The organism is Kosakonia sp. YIM B13571, assembly GCF_042788095.1.
Classification (GTDB): domain Bacteria; phylum Pseudomonadota; class Gammaproteobacteria; order Enterobacterales; family Enterobacteriaceae; genus Kosakonia; species Kosakonia quasisacchari.
The window spans coordinates 169,768-186,400 of the sequence record NZ_JBHZPL010000007.1 but is presented as its reverse complement, the minus strand read 5'-3'; the positions used below and the strand labels follow the sequence as shown (position 1 = coordinate 186,400).

At 53.5% G+C, this 16,633-nt stretch carries 15 protein-coding genes, 4 tRNA genes and 1 other RNA gene; 12 read left to right on the top strand and 8 right to left on the bottom strand.

The window, feature by feature from the left end:
- Nucleotides 1-67 precede the first annotated feature (67 nt).
- Genes ACFX4O_RS17195 through ACFX4O_RS17180 form a run of 4 tightly spaced genes read right to left on the bottom strand, consistent with a single transcriptional unit; the run spans nt 68 to nt 3,037 of the window.
- The gene (locus ACFX4O_RS17195; RefSeq protein ID WP_131406648.1) at nt 68-829 is read right to left on the bottom strand and encodes an amino acid ABC transporter ATP-binding protein; all 762 of its coding nucleotides are present in this window, start codon (nt 827-829) and stop codon (nt 68-70) included.
- Nucleotides 822-1,487 carry an amino acid ABC transporter permease gene (locus ACFX4O_RS17190; RefSeq protein ID WP_380210029.1) on the bottom strand — a complete coding sequence of 222 codons (666 nt, stop codon included), beginning with the start codon at nt 1,485-1,487 and terminating at the stop codon, nt 822-824. The genes ACFX4O_RS17195 and ACFX4O_RS17190 overlap by 8 nt, the downstream gene beginning before the upstream one ends.
- A 14-nt stretch (nt 1,488-1,501) precedes the next feature.
- Complete coding sequence (locus ACFX4O_RS17185; RefSeq protein ID WP_131406644.1) at nt 1,502-2,143, bottom strand: amino acid ABC transporter permease; 642 nt, start codon at nt 2,141-2,143, stop codon at nt 1,502-1,504.
- Nucleotides 2,144-2,188: 45 nt separating this feature from the next.
- A complete protein-coding gene (locus ACFX4O_RS17180; RefSeq protein ID WP_131406643.1) occupies nt 2,189-3,037 on the bottom strand; it encodes a transporter substrate-binding domain-containing protein in 849 nt (282 codons plus the stop codon).
- 232 nt (nt 3,038-3,269) lie between these two features.
- Between ACFX4O_RS17180 and ACFX4O_RS17175 the strand changes: the two genes are divergently transcribed.
- The 5 genes from ACFX4O_RS17175 (at nt 3,270) to ACFX4O_RS17155 (ending at nt 9,305) form a co-directional block, all read left to right on the top strand.
- On the top strand, nt 3,270-4,733 hold the full coding sequence (locus tag ACFX4O_RS17175) for a PLP-dependent aminotransferase family protein (RefSeq protein WP_380210026.1): 1,464 nt from the start codon (nt 3,270-3,272) through the stop codon (nt 4,731-4,733).
- A gap of 85 nt (nt 4,734-4,818) precedes the next feature.
- Nucleotides 4,819-5,937 (top strand): YbdK family carboxylate-amine ligase, encoded by a 1,119-nt coding sequence (locus ACFX4O_RS17170; protein WP_380210024.1) that lies wholly within the window; start codon nt 4,819-4,821, stop codon nt 5,935-5,937.
- 212 nt (nt 5,938-6,149) lie between these two features.
- Nucleotides 6,150-8,057 carry a methyl-accepting chemotaxis protein gene (locus ACFX4O_RS17165; RefSeq protein WP_380210022.1) on the top strand — a complete coding sequence of 636 codons (1,908 nt, stop codon included), beginning with the start codon at nt 6,150-6,152 and terminating at the stop codon, nt 8,055-8,057.
- 74 nt (nt 8,058-8,131) lie between these two features.
- Nucleotides 8,132-8,374, top strand: a complete 243-nt coding sequence (locus ACFX4O_RS17160) for a DUF1158 family protein (protein WP_131406635.1) — start codon at nt 8,132-8,134, stop codon at nt 8,372-8,374.
- A gap of 331 nt (nt 8,375-8,705) precedes the next feature.
- On the top strand, nt 8,706-9,305 hold the full coding sequence (locus tag ACFX4O_RS17155; RefSeq protein ID WP_380210020.1) for a nitroreductase family protein: 600 nt from the start codon (nt 8,706-8,708) through the stop codon (nt 9,303-9,305).
- Nucleotides 9,306-9,401: 96 nt separating this feature from the next.
- Here the strand turns inward: ACFX4O_RS17155 and gltX are convergent, their stop codons facing one another.
- Nucleotides 9,402-10,817 carry a glutamate--tRNA ligase gene (gene gltX, locus ACFX4O_RS17150; RefSeq protein ID WP_249881178.1) on the bottom strand — a complete coding sequence of 472 codons (1,416 nt, stop codon included), beginning with the start codon at nt 10,815-10,817 and terminating at the stop codon, nt 9,402-9,404.
- Between the two features lie 255 nt (nt 10,818-11,072).
- On the opposite strand from gltX, the gene ACFX4O_RS17145 reads away from it, so the two are divergent.
- The 6 genes from ACFX4O_RS17145 to ACFX4O_RS17120 all read left to right on the top strand — a co-directional run bounded on the left by ACFX4O_RS17145 (nt 11,073) and on the right by ACFX4O_RS17120 (nt 12,359).
- Nucleotides 11,073-11,148: transfer RNA gene (locus ACFX4O_RS17145), tRNA-Val, on the top strand.
- Between the two features lie 42 nt (nt 11,149-11,190).
- Nucleotides 11,191-11,266 (top strand) — tRNA-Val (locus ACFX4O_RS17140).
- A 41-nt stretch (nt 11,267-11,307) separates the two neighbouring features.
- Nucleotides 11,308-11,383, top strand: a tRNA-Val gene (locus ACFX4O_RS17135).
- A gap of 4 nt (nt 11,384-11,387) precedes the next feature.
- Nucleotides 11,388-11,463, top strand: a tRNA-Lys gene (locus ACFX4O_RS17130).
- Nucleotides 11,464-11,494: 31 nt separating this feature from the next.
- Nucleotides 11,495-11,619, top strand: a non-coding RNA gene (locus ACFX4O_RS17125) — RtT sRNA.
- A gap of 392 nt (nt 11,620-12,011) precedes the next feature.
- Nucleotides 12,012-12,359, top strand: a complete 348-nt coding sequence (locus tag ACFX4O_RS17120) for a FlxA-like family protein (RefSeq protein ID WP_131406629.1) — start codon at nt 12,012-12,014, stop codon at nt 12,357-12,359.
- Here ACFX4O_RS17120 and ACFX4O_RS17115 read toward each other — a convergent pair.
- Nucleotides 12,350-13,279, bottom strand: coding sequence for a LysR family transcriptional regulator (locus ACFX4O_RS17115; RefSeq protein WP_380210018.1), 930 nt, complete (start codon nt 13,277-13,279; stop codon nt 12,350-12,352). The two genes, ACFX4O_RS17120 and ACFX4O_RS17115, sit on opposite strands and share 10 nt — an antisense overlap.
- Before the next feature lie 89 nt (nt 13,280-13,368).
- Between ACFX4O_RS17115 and ACFX4O_RS17110 the strand changes: the two genes are divergently transcribed.
- Nucleotides 13,369-14,358, top strand: a complete 990-nt coding sequence (locus ACFX4O_RS17110) for a bile acid:sodium symporter family protein (protein ID WP_380210016.1) — start codon at nt 13,369-13,371, stop codon at nt 14,356-14,358.
- Here ACFX4O_RS17110 and ACFX4O_RS17105 read toward each other — a convergent pair.
- Both ACFX4O_RS17105 and ligA read right to left on the bottom strand, forming a co-directional pair.
- Complete coding sequence (locus ACFX4O_RS17105) at nt 14,355-14,570, bottom strand: DUF3820 family protein (RefSeq protein WP_065370407.1); 216 nt, start codon at nt 14,568-14,570, stop codon at nt 14,355-14,357. The two genes, ACFX4O_RS17110 and ACFX4O_RS17105, sit on opposite strands and share 4 nt — an antisense overlap.
- Complete coding sequence (gene ligA, locus ACFX4O_RS17100; protein ID WP_380210014.1) at nt 14,571-16,589, bottom strand: NAD-dependent DNA ligase LigA; 2,019 nt, start codon at nt 16,587-16,589, stop codon at nt 14,571-14,573. It abuts the gene before it with no gap.
- Between the last annotated feature and the right edge of the window lie 44 nt (nt 16,590-16,633).

Below are 16,633 nucleotides of genomic sequence, written 5' to 3'. Positions count from 1 at the left end.
TTCAACGTGCGGCACCGCGCGAAAATACCGATTAGCGGTCTGTTTTTTCGGTTCTGAATCACTGCCCTCACCGGCTGGATTGCAAAAACTTTCTCACCCTGTCCGAATCCGGGTTGGTGAAAAATTTCTCCGGCGGTGCTTTCTCAATTAGCAGCCCTTTTTCCAGAAACACCACTTCATCCGATACCTGGCGGGCGAAGTCCATCTCGTGCGTCACCACCACCATGGTGTAGCCCTCCGCCGCCAGATCTTTCATTACCCCCAGCACTTCGTTAACCAGTTCCGGGTCCAGTGCGGAGGTCGGTTCATCAAATAGGATCACCTCCGGCGACATCGCCAGCGAACGGGCAATTGCCACGCGCTGTTTCTGCCCGCCGGAAAGCGTTATCGGATAGACATCGGCTTTATGGTCCATACCCACTTTTTTCAGTTGCCGGTGGGCTATTTCATTCGCCTGTTCACGCTTCATTCCCTTCACATGCACCAGCGCTTCGCTGACATTGTGCAGCACCGATAAATGCGGCCACAGATTAAAGCTCTGGAACACCATGCCGACACGTTCACGGATGTGCGAAAGATCTTTATGCGACATCGCTTTGCCAGTTTTTTCATCCACACCAATACGTTTCCCGCTGATGCGCACTTCTCCGCGATCCGGTTGTTCCAGCCAGTTCATGCAGCGTAACAACGTCGACTTGCCCGAGCCGGACGAGCCCAGAATACTGACCACCGTGCCCTTCTGCACCGTCAGGTTGATATCGCGCAGGACTTCCACGTTATCAAACTGTTTGGACAGATTTTTAATGCTTACCGCGCTTGCTTCAGGCATGGGTCATTCCTCTTTTCGCTCCGTAATGACTTAACCGTTTAATCAGCAGTTCGAGCAGAATGCTGATGCCCCAGTACAGCGCAATGGCGACAATAAAGGCGTTAAACGGAATAAAATAGGTCGACTGCACGCTATTGGCAGCGGCGGTGATCTCCTGCACGGTAATAATGCACAGAAACGCCGTGTCCTTCAGGCAAATAATTAGCTGGTTGCCCAGTAAGGGCAGCGCGGAAGAGACAATATTTGGCAAAATAATACGCAGGAAAATTTTATAACGGGAAAAACCTTGCGATACGGCAGCTTCAATATAGCCGGAAGAGAATATTCTTCGCTGGCTACGCAATATTTCGAAGAAATAGGCACCGTGATAAATCACCAACGCGAGTAACCCTGCGGTCCAGGCATCCATGCTGATACCTAACTGCGGCAAACCGTAATAAAGCAGATATGCCAGAATCAAAAATGGCACGGCGCGCATCAGGCTGACAAAAGCAATAATCAGGCGATGAATAAAACGGTTCTGATATTCCATCACATAGCAAAAAACCACGCCAATCAATAACCCAATAACGGCAGCGACAATAAACAGCTCCAGAGTCGCCAGTAGCCCGTTGAAAAAACTCTCACGCGCAGCCCAAATAATTCCCCACTGATTCATAATTCCTCCGCCTTTTATCGCGCCAGGCGCTTCGCTTTGCGTTCGGCTACGCCCTGTAATTTCAGCAGCAGGCCGATGATCATCACATACAACAGCGCCGCGGCGAGGATCGGCGACAGCGGTTCATACGTTACCGATGAGATCCGGTTAGTGACGCGCGTTAAATCCACCACGCCAATCACCGCAATTGCCGGGCTGCCTTTGATCAAAAACGACATCTCATTGACCAGCGCAGGCAGGCTTTCAATCCACATTTGCGGCAACATAATGTGGCGGAAATAGGTCCAGCGCCGCATGCCTACCGATTCCGCCGCTTCCCGCTGTTCACGGGGGAAATTACGAAAAGCGTTGCGCCAGATTTCCGCGTTAAACGCCGAGGTGTTCAGCGTCAGCGCGACAATCGCCGCCAGCGTTTTATCCAGGTTAATGCCGAGCGTTGGCAGGGATAAAAACAGAAACAGCACCAGCGTTACCAGCGGCGTAGCCCGCGCCAGGCTGATGTAGACCACCAAAAACTGATCAATAAAGGGGATCTTCATCATGCGAATAAACGCAATAACCAGACCGATGACTACCCCGAACGCAATCGCCACACCAGAGATCCAGAGGGTCGTCCATGCGCCTTCAATCAATAACTGCCATGAGATTAAGTCCATGTTCCCTCCTGTTAAAACGGGCGGCGGTTGCCCGCCGCAGAACACTTAAAAACCGGCTAACTTGTGGAACTGATCGGCGTTGGTGATCGGCTCTTTCGGCAGCTCGTAGGTTTCGCCAAACCACTTTTTCTGCAGTTCTGTAAGCTTGCCGGTTTCAGTCATATGGTTCATAAAACCGGTCATAAATTTCAGCAGTTCTGGTGAGTTTTTCGGGATTGGCCACGCCATGTAACCCGGCCCGGAAACCGCCAGACCTTTGGCGAAGACTTTCGGTTTGGCTTTCACCAGATCGTTGACGGAAATCACCACGTTAATCACGTAATCAACACGCTTGTTCGCCAGATCGGCGTAGGCTTCCGGGTAGGATTGGTACTCGACCACTGGCCCGAGTTTTCCGCCCACTTTCTCCAGCATCGCTTTCAGCTCCGGCAAACGTGCCAACAGCGCGCTGCCTGCCTGTACGCCCACTTTTTTACCGCTGAGATCGGCAATGCTATTTAAGGTTTTATCGTCGGCGCGTTTTACAAAATAGTGCTGCGCGGAGGCCCATGGCGGGGTGAAATTAAAGACATTGAGGCGTTCATCGGTAATAACTGCACCGGTGAGTGCCATATCATATTGGCCAGTGGAAACCGCAGCGAGTAACCCCGTCCACGGTAAAATACTTTGGTTAATATTGAATTTTGCGTACTTGCGTAATTCCTCAAGCATATCCTTATTAAAACCATCCGTCTGGCCATTATTCATAAAATTGAATGGCGCGTAATCGTCTTCGGTCGCCACTTTCATGGTGCCGGATTTTTCAATTTCAGGTAAATCCGCTGCGACTGCGTGTAAGGAAAATGCCAAAGAGATCATGGCTGCAAGACAATATTTGCCGAATACGTTTTTCATCTCTCCACCCTTATTTAATGTGCCAGACCGGTATATCCCAGGTGTGCCGGAAGCGTTGCAAGATATATGCCGAAACACGACATCGTGTGTTTTTCATGACTGCGTTTTTACAATAGGGAGGCTTGCGCTTTTGTGAATAGAGCCAGTTCTGGCGAATGGGTGTGTCAGTTAACAGGAAGCTGGTATGGAATTTGCTCCATTGCATAACGCGATATATCCGAAGGAGTGCTGCATGATTCGTCACCTGTTGAATGTGAATTTTGACGGCCAACGCGGGTTGCAGGAGCAAGTCCGCGAATGTTTGATCAACGCCATTCTGAGCGGGATTTTCCCGGCGGATACCGCGCTGCCCTCTTGCCGCCAGCTTGCCAGCCAGCTTAATGTTTCACGCAATACCACCGCGTTGGTGTTTGAAGGCCTGGTCAACGAAGGCTATCTGGTTAGCCGCCCGCGCAGCGGTTACTACCTGCACCCGGATTACTACCGCTGCGGGCAAAACCCGACGCCGCCTGCACCTGAATGCGAGAGCGCTGCACCACTCTGGGGCAACCGCCTGAAAATTACGCCCAGCCAACAGGAGTCAATTCTTAAACCAGCGGGCTGGATGCACTACCGCTACCCCTTTATCTACGGTCAGCCCTATACCCAGCAGTTCCCGCTTGCCAGCTGGCGTGCGGCGGCAAACTGGTTGCACGGCGGGGTGCGCGACCCGGCGTGGGTGATCGATCATATTGATCAGGATGTGCCGATGTTGATTGAGCAGATCCGTACCCGCGTGTTGCCGAAACGCGGCATCGTTGCCGCACCCGATGAGATCCTGATTACACTCGGCTCGCAAAACGCCCTCTATCTACTGACGCGCCTGCTGATGTCGCCCACAACCCGCGTGGCGGTGGAGAATCCTGGTTTTCGCGAAGCCATTAACACCTTCTTATTAAGCGAGCCGCAAATCGTGCCGCACGATGTTGACAGCGAAGGGCTGGTGCTCAACGAAACGCCTTGCGACTACTACTATGTGACGCCGGGCCACCAGGTACCGACCGGCGTGACGATGAGCAAAGCGCGTCGTACGCAGTTGCTCGATTACGCCGCTCGCCACGATGCGGTGGTGATTGAGGATGATTACGACTCGGAAAGCAACTTTATGCAAAACCCACTGCCCGCGCTGAAAGCCAGCGATCGCAGCGGGCGGGTGATTTATGTCAGCAGCTTGTCAAAAGCGTTGTCGCCGGGTTTGCGGCTGGGGTACATGGTCGCCGCGCCGGAAATCATTGACGAAGCGCGGGCATTGCGCCGCCTGGTGTACCGCCATCCGCCAACCAATATTCAATACCAGATGGCGCATTTTCTGGCTCAGGGGCATTACGAAACCCATTTGCGCCGCTACCACGAAGACTCTGCCCGCCGTTGGGATTGTCTGCATAACGCGCTACACACGTTTCTGCCGGAGTGTCAGTTGATGCAAGGTAGCGAACATGCCAACGCCTTCTGGCTGCGCACGCCAGAGCAAATCAACACCCAGCAACTGACCTGGCGCGCCGCCCATGCGGGCGTGTTGATTGAGCCGGGCGCACGGCATTTTCTTGACGCCGCACCGCCGGATAACTTCTTTCGCATGGGGTTTCACGCCATCAACCCGGATGCGATTGCGCCTGGCGTGGAGGTGTTGCGCGGTCAGTTGGCGCAGCTGTGTTGATATTTTGAGCGGTTGTCGCCGCCTCGCAGGAAGGAATGATTAATCGCTTCCATACTGAAGCAAACCCTTTTCTCGCGAGGACACTATGCCACTGCCAGATTTTCATGTTTCCGAACCGTTTACGCTCGGCATTGAACTGGAGTTACAGGTTGTTAACCCGCCGGGTTACGATTTGAGCCAGGACTCTTCGCGCCTGATCGACGCGGTAAAACACCAGATAAGTGCCGGTGAGGTCAAACATGACATCACCGAAAGTATGCTGGAGATTGCCACCGGCGTGTGCCGGGATATTAATCAGGCAGCACATCAGTTTTCCGCTATGCAGCATGTGATTTTGCAGGCGGCATCTGAGCACCATGTGCAGATATGCGGCGGCGGCACTCACCCTTTTCAGAAATGGCAACGCCAGGAGATCTGCAACGATGAGCGTTATAGCCGCACGCTGGAGACGTTTGGTTATTTGATGCAACAGGCGACGGTGTTTGGTCAGCACGTGCATGTTGGCTGCACCAATGGCGACGACGCGATCTATTTGCTGCATGGTCTTTCGCGTTTTGTGCCGCACTTTATTGCGCTCAGCGCCGCCTCGCCCTATATCCAGGGCACCGATACCCGCTACGCGTCGTCGCGTCTGAACATTTTCTCTGCCTTCCCTGATAATGGCCCGATGCCGTGGGTGGCGAACTGGCAGGAATTTGAAGGGTTGTTTCGCCGCCTGAGTTACACCTCGATGATTGAAAGCATCAAAGACTTGCACTGGGATATTCGCCCGAGCCCACATTTTGGCACCGTTGAAGTGCGAGTCATGGACACGCCACTTACCCTGTCGCATGCGATTAATGTTGCCGGGTTTATCCAGGCGCTGTCGCACTGGCTGCTGGCCGAGCGGCCGTTTAAACACCAGCCGCAGGATTATTTACTGTATAAATTCAACCGTTTCCAGGCCTGCCGTTACGGGCTGGAGGGCGTGATTACCGATGTGCATACCGGTGAGCAATACACCATCGCCGAGGATCTCACTCGCCTGCTGGAGAAGCTCGCGCCGTCGGCAGATAAACTCAATGCGAGCAGCGCACTGGGTGAACTGGCAAACGTGGTGAAACGCGGTAAAAGCGAAGCACAGATGATGCGTGAATTCATCGCCGATGGTGGCTCGCTAATTGGGTTAATGCAAAAACACGCTGAGATTTGGGCGGCGGGATAAAGAGTTAATTTTTTAGTTATTATTCTTAACCACAACTTAAATAACCTGCGAATCAGCAGGTTATTTTTTTCTTATTACTCAAGATAATAACCACTAAGTGGTAGATGAATTTGACAGAATTGATAAATATCAACAAGCCCTGTGTTAGAAATAAAGACCTCGCCCTCTACTCCGATAACGAATTAAAGCAAACGAGAAAATGAGGCATTTGTATGAGATGGATTTACCGTTTATCAATGAAATTTAAATTACTACTGGCTTTACTGCCTTTATTGTTTGCCCTTATATGGTTAGCAACCAGCGGCATTCTGGCGCGTGTGGAAACAGGCCAGCAGATGCGCACCATCATGTCATTAACGGATCTGGCGAAAAATGCCGGTGGCGTTATTCATGAATTACAAAAAGAGCGCGGCATGAGTGCAGGATATATCGGCAGTAAAGGCCAGCAATTTAACGCTGAATTATCTGCGCAATATATTCTCTCTGATAAAGCCCTGAGCCAATTAGCCGAGGCGTTAAAACAATTCCCACTCCAGCGGGCGAATAACGATATTCGTCGCGCTCTCGAGCAATTCCATCAGCATCAACAAGGCATAACGGATTTTCGACAACAAATTCACGCCCTGAGCGTTAGCGGCACAGAATCGCTGACCTGGTACAGCACCATTATTAGCGATTTGCTCAATGTGGTGGGCGGTATTAGTCAGTTGACCGATAACGGCGAAATTGTGAATCAACTGGCGGCATATTACAGCGTGCTGAATGCCAAAGAGCAAACCGGCGTTGAACGTGCGTTGATGTCTAACGTGTTTTCCGCCGATCGGTTTACCGACGGGCAGTTCCGCCAGCTAAATGAAGTGGTAGGTAAGCAGCTTTCCTGGCTGGCGGCTACGCGCGCGTTCAGCACTGCCGCCGTCAATGAAAGACTGGCGGCGCAACTGCAAACCCCAGAAGTAACGCGCGCGCTTGAGATGCGCCAGCAGGCGATTGATCACGTAGCGACGGGGGGTTTTGGCATCGCCCCAACCGACTGGTTTAACGCCCAGACTGCGCGTATCAATACGCTGAAATCCGTGGAAGATGCCGCGGCAAACACCCTGTTGCAGACGGCAAAAGGTCTGGCGGATAACGCCTGGCGTGATGTGATTGTTTTTGCGGTGATAAGCATTGCAGCCCTGGTGATCGCACTGTTCTTCGCCCTGCTGGTCGCCAGCAGTATCCATCGCCAGTTGCATCATTCACTGGCAACCATTGAGGGGATGGACGGCGATCTCACCCAGCGGCTGGATGTGCCGGGCAGCGATGAGTTGTCTTTGCTGAACCGTGCTTACAACCAGGCCATCGAGAATATTCAGCATATTGTGAGCGAGATAAAACACGGCGCGGGCGTGCTGCGCGGCGCCAGTTCCGAGATTGCCAGCGGTAACCAGGATCTGGCCTCACGGACGGATGAACAAGCCGCATCGTTGGTGGAAACAGCAGCCAGCATGGAACAGATCGCAACCGCGGTGAACCAGACGGCGGATAACGCCAATGAAGCCAAACGGCTAACGCAAGAGATGGAACAGCAAGTGCAGGAAGCAAGCCGGGTGGCGGGTGAAGCCAGCCAGAGCATGATTGCCATTCGCGGCTCCAGCGAGCAGATCTCGAATATTGTTAGCTCGATTGACGAAATATCCTTCCAGACCAACCTGCTGGCGCTGAATGCGGCAGTGGAAGCCGCACGCGCCGGTGAACTGGGCAAAGGTTTCGCCGTGGTGGCGAGCGAAGTCCGTAACCTTTCGCAACGGTGCGCCAATGACGCCCATCAGATCCGCGAACTGGTGAGCAAAAACATGGAGCAGATCCAGCAAGGCGTCACGCTGGTGCAGGCTTCTGACCGCGCGCTGCAATCGGCAAAAGACCATACCGGGCAGATGCTGGCGTTTGTCAGCGACATTGCCCGCGCGGCGAGCGAACAGTCGCTGGGTGTATCGCAGGTGCATCAAGCATTGAACCAACTTGAGCAGGTAACCCAGCAAAATGCCGGGCTGGTCGCCAGTGCAGCGACCGCCAGCCAAATGCTGGATCAACAATCGGAAACCATGTCGACGCTGGTTGACCGCTTCGTCGTCGCGTAAATGCCTGTCGGGGAACGTTGCACAGCGCGCAGCTTTCCCCGACAATGCGGCTTTTCACCATCGATTAACACTTTATGAAACACTCGTTAGAACCGCTGCTTACGCTGGCAGGCATTCTGCTGATGGCCTTTCTTTCCGTGCTGCTGCTTCCCGCGCCTGCGCCAGGGTTGCAACTGGCGCAAAGTCTGGTACAGCGTTTTCATCTGCTCGATCTAACCCAGCTTTACATCATTCTTTACTGCTTGTGGTTTTTGTTGCTCGGCACGGTGGAGTTTTTTGTGGTGCGCTTTATCTGGAAGCGCTGGCTCGCCGTCTAAAAACGCAACGTTCCCCTTCCCTGTGCTTGTACGGTGGGGAACACGCCCGCCTTCACCCTAAATAACTATTCAATAGTCGTTCTAATTTTTTGAACACTACGCGCAAATAGTTCAGCTTTTTCTTTTGCCATCACAGGCCTATCATTCCTCCTATTCGGGCAAAACAGCCCATTACGAACGTAACTGGCCCGCAGGTTGGCCGTAAAATTAATCAAAACTTTCGTTGCAGGCCAGGTTAACCATGAACCCATTACAGAAACTTTTTAGCGCTTTGTTTCCACAGTCCGCGGGTAACAACGTAGCGGACGTGCAGCCAACTTCAGGAGTGATCATGTCAGACAATTTTCTCGCTTTAGCAAAACAACGCCGCACCATTTACGCCCTGGGTAAAGATCTGCCGGTGGCAGAAGATGTCGTCATTGAAACCATCAAAGAAGCGATTCGCCAGGCACCTTCGGCGTTTAACTCACAGAGTTCCCGTGCGCTGATCCTGTTAGGTAAAGAACATGTGCAGTTCTGGGAGCTGACGCGTGAACAACTGAGAAAGATCGTGCCGGAAGAGAGCTTTAAAGCCACGTCCGACAAGCTGGACGGCTTTGCCGCAGCGGCAGGTTCAGTGCTGTTCTTTGAAGATCAGGATGTGGTGAAAGGTTTGCAGGAGCAGTTTGCGGCTTACGCAGATAACTTCCCGGTATGGTCTGAACACAGCTCCGGTATTGCACAGTACGCTGTGTGGCTGGCGCTTGCCGAGAAAGGCATTGGCGCGAACCTGCAACACTACAACCCGCTGGTTGACGCCGATGTGCAGCGCACCTGGGGCATTCCGGCGAACTGGAAACTGCGCGGCCATATGAACTTCGGTTCTATCGTGGCGCAGGCCGGCGATAAAGCCTTTATGGATGACGCCAAACGCTTTGTAGTTGCCCGTTAATTAAGCGTAAGCGGCTGAATAATCATTACGTAGCAAGCCGACAGACATAAAAAAGCCGCCTTCATTGAAGGCGGCTTTTTTTACAGCAGGCAAAAATTACTGTTGGCTTTCGCGCTCAGCAATAAAACCCAGCGCTTTGTTGATACGCGCGATGCTGCGCGCCTGGCCAATGGCGTGAACGGTGACGTCCAGCGCTGGCGACTGACCTGCGCCGGTCACGGCAACGCGCAGCGGCATACCAACTTTACCCATACCCACTTCCAGCTCATCGGCGGTCGCCTGAATCGCGTGATGAACATTTTCCGCCGTCCAGTCGGTGATGGCAGCCAGTTTGTCACGCACCACTTCCAGCGGCTGACGCGCAACCGGACGCAGGTGTTTTTTCGCCGCATCGGCGTCGAATTCGTCAAACTCTTCATAGAAATAACGGCAGCTTGCCGCCATCTCTTTCAGCGTTTTGCAACGCTCGCCGAGCAGCTTCACTAACTCAAACAGCTGCGGGCCGGTATGGGTATCGATGTTTTCCTGCTCGATGTGCCACTGCAGGTGCGTCGCCACATACTCGGGATCCAGCGTATTAATATAGTGGTGGTTCAGCCACAGCAGCTTGTCTGTGTTGAACGCGCTCGCCGATTTGCTTACCGCGCCGAGTGAGAACAGCTTGATCATCTCTTCACGGGAGAAGATCTCCTGATCGCCGCTTGACCAGCCCAGGCGCACCAGATAGTTAAGCAGCGCTTCCGGCAGGTAACCGTCATCGCGATACTGCATTACGCTGACCGCACCATGGCGTTTAGAGAGCTTTTTACCGTCGTCGCCGTTGATCATCGACACGTGCGCATAAACCGGAACCGGCGCGTTCAGCGCTTTCAGGATGTTGATCTGACGCGGCGTGTTGTTGATATGGTCTTCACCACGGATAACGTGGGTAATTTCCATATCCCAGTCATCCACCACAACGCAGAAGTTATAGGTCGGCGAGCCATCAGTACGGCGAATAATCAGATCGTCGAGTTCGAGGTTGCTGAACTCAATCGGGCCACGAATCTGATCGTCAAAAATAACAGAACCATCCTGCGGGTTGGCAAAACGCACCACACACGGCTCATCATCAGCATGATGCGAGTGATCGTGGCGGCAACGGCCGTCATAACGCGGTTTTTCATTGTTTGCCATCTGCGTTTCGCGCAGTTGCTCAAGGCGTTCTTTCGAGCAGTAACATTTATAGGCGGTACCGGCTTTGAGCATCTCGTCGATAACCGCGTTATAGCGATCAAAGCGTTTGGTCTGGAAATACGGGCCTTCGTCCCACTCCAGATTCAGCCAGTTCATGCCATCCATGATGGCTTCAATTGCTTCCGGCGTGGAGCGCTCGAGATCGGTGTCTTCAATACGCAGCACAAACTCACCGCCGTGATTACGTGCAAATAGCCAGGAGTAAAGAGCAGTGCGCGCGCCGCCAACATGCAGATAGCCGGTGGGGCTTGGCGCGAAGCGAGTTTTGATTTTCATGAAATGGCCTTACGTTTATAAAGATGCCGACCGTCGGCAATAGCTAAAATGAAGTGGGCGATATTCTATCACTGTGGGCTGATTCCTCAATGTTGTTGCCGCAATGAGGGGTTTATCAGGCTATTTTGTTTAGAAATCATGCTCTCGCGACGCTTTACGCAGCGGGTTGTCTAATTTTACGACGAACGAACAATTTCTTTTGAAAATGCGTTGACTCATTTTCAACTCTCCCTATAATGCGACTCCACACAGCGGGGGTGATTAGCTCAGCTGGGAGAGCACCTCCCTTACAAGGAGGGGGTCGGCGGTTCGATCCCGTCATCACCCACCACGATTTTTTGTGGCTTCCGCAGTGTAGATAAGAATGAGAAGTGGGTGATTAGCTCAGCTGGGAGAGCACCTCCCTTACAAGGAGGGGGTCGGCGGTTCGATCCCGTCATTACCCACCACTTTCTCGCCAGCGAATTCTTATCAGTTGAAGTACCGAAGTGGGTGATTAGCTCAGCTGGGAGAGCACCTCCCTTACAAGGAGGGGGTCGGCGGTTCGATCCCGTCATCACCCACCACTTCGGGTCGTTAGCTCAGTTGGTAGAGCAGTTGACTTTTAATCAATTGGTCGCAGGTTCGAATCCTGCACGACCCACCAATGTAAAAAAGCGCCCTAAAGGCGCTTTTTTGCTATCTGCTCAAGTTGAAGATTCGAACCTGCAGCAGGTTCGAGTCGAACGCAGTGAGACAACGGAGCTGCCTGTGGCGACGGCCCGAAGGGCGAGCAAAGCGAGTCGTCCTGCACGACCCACCAATGTAAAAATGGCGCTGGCGGCGCTTTTTTGCTATCTGCGATTTACCCTTTGTCTGCCCATTCCGGCCTTCAGTTGAAATCTATTGATCACCAACCGCGCGACTCAAGTTATGCGACCAGTAAACCAATGAATTTTTCCCACCACGAAATTTCCACTAGGTCAGCATATAAACGCTTAAATTCCTGTTGGGTTAGCCATTAAACCCACTCTGACAGCAATAGGGAAACGAATAAAACCCTATTATTTTCAAAGAATAAAACGGTAACGCTTATCCATAATTTATCCTTAATGTCCGGATATGATGCCCGCCGAACGGCCATTCGATTAAGACAATTCAAGAAATAGATGATGACGGCCGATAACAATGTTTTATGGCAAAAAGGAGTGTGCAATGACCACAATCTCGACAACCACAGCGTCAATTCAAACTGGCAGCGCGGGCAGTTCATCGTCCACCAGCAACGACACCGCATCGCAAATCAGCCGCATTACTCAGAAGATCACCAAGCTGACGCAACAGCTGAAAGAAGTCGCTAACGGTAGCGGTTCGACCGAAGACAAAAAGAAACAGCAAGAGATGATTCAGGCTCAAATCCAACAACTGCAAGCGCAGCTGGCACAATTGCAGCGCAAACAGGCTGAGGAAGCAGAGCAGAAGCAAGCCCAGCAGCAACCGCAAGCCAAAGCGGAAGGGGTTAACAACCCTTCCGACGATCATCAGGTTGATATTTACGTCTGAGTAAATAACGGGTCGTCCTCACGGGCCTGGTTTAAACACCGGGCCTGTTCTCTGACCACTTCCCACAATGCCTGCGCAGCCCCCGATAGCGAACGGTTTTTCCGCCGCACCAGCATAATTTTGCGCTGCATATCCGGCACCAGCCTTTTTACCGCCAGCTCACTCCCCTGAGGCAGCGGCAACGCGAGTGCAGGCAGAATACTGATGCCGATCCCCGCTTCAACCATTGGAAACAGCGTCGCCGGATGGCCAATCTCCTGCACGATTGTCGCGCGTACGGCAAAATGGCGGAGCGCCGCATCAATAAGCGGTCGGCTGCCGGATGCATAATCCTGCACCACCAGTCGCGCGCCATCCAGCGCCGACCACGGCACCTCCGCAAGCTGCGCCCACTGATGATCATTGCGGCACAGCAAAAAGAACGGTTCCTCGAGGATCTCCTCGCTCTGAAAATCATTCACCGGACCAGGATCGATAACAATGCCAAAATCCACCTCGCCCTGGCGAATGCTCTCCAGCACCCATTGCTGCGGCCTATCGTGCAGCACGAAATCAATTTCGGGATAGCGCTGGTTACTGCTGGCGATGCACTGCGGGATCAGGTGCGCCGAAATGGTCTGGCTCGCCGCCACGCGCACCGTGCCAGTCAGTTGCTGCCCGACACGCCCGGCTTCACGCAGTGTGCTGCTAAGCTCATCTAATAGCCGCTCAAGGCGTCCGGCAAGTTGGTGCCCGGCTTCGGTCAACACCACTTCGCGGGTCGTTCGGTCAAGCAGACGCACACCGGTTTGCAGCTCCAGCTCTTTCACGCTGTGGCTTACCGCAGACTGGCTGAGGCCGATTATCTCCCCTGCCCGGCTAAAACTTTTGGCCTGCGCCACTGTGACAAAGACCCGTAACTGACGTAAGGAATAATTCATCTTATAAATTCATGAATGGATGCAATAAATCAATTTTATTTCTCAAAGCAGAAAAAGCACAATAGCGGCATCGACTTTCAGGAGTGCACATGAAACTTTTTCGTATCCTTGATCCTTTTACGCTCACGCTGGTGTGTACCGTTCTGCTGGCCTCTTTCTTCCCGGCGCGCGGCGGTTTTGTGCCGTTTTTCGAAGGGCTGACTACCGCCGCTATTGCGCTGTTGTTTTTTATGCATGGGGCAAAGTTGTCACGTGAGGCGATCATCGCTGGCGGTAGCCACTGGCGTTTACATCTTTGGGTAATGTGCAGCACATTTGTGCTTTTCCCGGCGCTCGGCGTGTTGTTTGTCTGGTGGTCGCCGGTGAATATCAGCCAGGAACTGTATACCGGTTTCCTTTATCTGTGCATTCTGCCTGCGACCGTTCAATCAGCTATCGCCTTTACCTCGCTGGCGGGCGGTAATGTCGCAGCGGCGGTGTGCTCAGCATCGGCTTCCAGCTTACTCGGCATCTTTCTGTCGCCGCTGCTGGTTGGCCTACTGATGGACCTGCACGGTGCAGAAGGTAGCCTTGAGCAAGTGGGCAAGATCATGCTGCAACTGCTGCTGCCGTTTGTGCTGGGGCACCTTTCACGTCCGTGGACCGGTGCCTTTGTGGCGAAACATAAGAAGTGGATTTCAAAAACCGACCAGACGTCGATTCTGCTGGTGGTTTACTCCGCCTTTAGCGAAGCGGTGGTGAACGGTATTTGGCATAAAGTGGGCGTCGGCTCACTGTTGTTTATCGTGGTGGCGAGCCTGGTGCTGCTGGCGATTGTCATCGCGGTAAACGTGGTTGTTGCGCGTAAGTGCGGGTTCAACAAAGCCGATGAAATCACTATTGTTTTCTGCGGTTCGAAAAAGAGCCTCGCCAACGGTATCCCTATGGCCAACATCCTGTTCCCGACGTCGGTGATCGGGATGATGGTGCTGCCGCTGATGATTTTCCATCAGATTCAGTTAATGGTCTGCGCCGTGCTGGCGCGTCGCTATAAACGTCAAACGGAGCAACAGCAGGCGCAGGAAGCGGCGAAAGCCTAACCGCGTTTCAGAGGCTGCACCAGATGACTCAGCCCTTCGGTTTTGATAAGCAAGGTTATCTGCATCAACTCGCCCAGCCGCCCGGCAGGAAACGAATCCTTCCGGGCAAACCATAGCAGATACTCTTCAGGCAGATCGATAAGCCGCCGCCCCTGGTACTTACCAAACGGCATAACGGTGTTAGCAATCTCGACGAGCTGTTCCTTTTCCATTTACGCTCCCAGCAGGCGAATCATCTCGGCTTCGTCGATCACTTCAATCCCCAGCTCCTGCGCCTTCGCAAGCTTAGAGCCTGCCGCTTCCCCGGCAATCACCAGATCCGTTTTCTTCGACACGCTGCCCGCCACTTTTGCGCCTAACGCCGTTAAACGTGCTTTGGCGTCATCGCGCGAAAGCTGGCTCAGGCTACCGGTCAGCACGATGGTTTTGCCGGCAAACGGACTGTCGATCTCTTCGGCTTTGACGACAACCGGCGCAGGCCAGTGAATACCTACATCCTCGACTAACTGGCGGATAACCTCGCGGTTGCTCTCTTCATTGAAGAAGTTATCCACGTGCTTCGCCACGACAACCCCGACATCAGGCACTTTTTGCAGCTCGTCAACGCTTGCGGCCATCAGCGCCTCCAGCGTACCAAAGTAAGCCGCCAGACCGGCCGCCGTGGCTTCGCCAACCTCGCGAATACCAAGCGCATAGAGGAAACGGGCAAAAGTTGTCTCTTTGGCTTTCTCCAGCGCATTGACCACGTTTTGCGCCGATTTCGGCCCCATACGATCTAACCCGGTGAGTTTACCGGCCGTAAGGCGGAACAGATCCGCCGGCGTGTGGACATACTCTTTTTCAACCAGTTGGTCGATTATCTTATCGCCCATGCCATCAACATCCATTGCACGACGAGAGACAAAATGCTTAAGCGACTCTTTACGTTGCGCGCCACAGATTAATCCGCCGGTACAGCGAGCAACGGCTTCGCCTTCAACACGCTCAACATCAGAACCGCACACAGGACAGTGCGTCGGGAAAAGCACTTCTCGGGTTTCCTGCGGACGCTCAGAAAGTACCACATTGACCACCTGCGGGATCACATCCCCGGCGCGGCGAATCACCACTTTGTCGCCAATACGCAGGCCAAGGCGGTCAATCTCATCAGCGTTGTGGAGCGTTGCGTTACTGACCAGCACCCCGGCAACGTGTACCGGCTCAAGCCTGGCGACAGGCGTAATCGCACCGGTCCGCCCAACCTGGAACTCCACATCACGCACAAAGGTCATCTGTTCCTGCGCCGGGAATTTGAAAGCAACCGCCCAGCGTGGCGCGCGGGCGACAAAGCCCAGCTGTTCCTGTAAATCAAGCGAGTCGACCTTAATCACCACACCATCAATATCAAAACCAAGCGTTGGGCGATCGGCCTCAACCTGGTGGTAGAAGGCCAGCACCTCTTCCGGCGTGCTGCATAAACGTATGCGGTCACTCACCGGCAGCCCCCAGGTTTTGAACTGCTGCAAACGCCCCAGATGACTACGCGGCAGTTCACCCCCTTCGAGAATGCCGATGCCGTAACAGAAGAAGGTTAACGGGCGTTTGGCGGTGATACGCGGATCGAGCTGGCGCAAGGAGCCTGCCGCAGCGTTACGCGGATTGGCAAACACTTTCGCACCGGTACGCCGCGCATCTTCGTTGATTTTTTCAAATCCCGATTGCGGCAAAAACACTTCACCACGCACTTCAAGGCGGGCGGGGATATTGTCGCCGTGCAGCTTGAGCGGGATGGCGCGGATAGTGCGCACGTTGGTGGTGATATCCTCTCCGGTGGTGCCATCACCGCGCGTTGCCGCACGCATCAGCACACCGTTTTCGTAGAGAATACTGACCGCCAGGCCATCCAGCTTTAGCTCGCAGCAGTAGGTGAGCGCGTCGGTGCTTTTCAGCCTGTCCTGCACACGTTTGTTAAAAGCGAGGAAACTCTCTTCGTCAAACACGTTGTCCAGCGACAGCATCGGCACTTCATGGCGTATCTGGCTAAAAGCGGTAAGCGGTGCTGCGCCAACACGCTGCGTCGGCGAATCCGGTGTCACTAAATCCGGGCGCTGCGCTTCGAGTTCACGCAGTTCACGCATCAGACGATCGTACTCGGCGTCCGGGATCTCCGGTGCGTCCATAACATGGTACAGATATTCATGATGGCGAAGGCTGGTTCGCAGTTCTGTCAGTTGTTGTTCAATTGAGTCCATATCGCACCATCAATGATAAAAAACCCCCGACTGGCGGGGGTTCT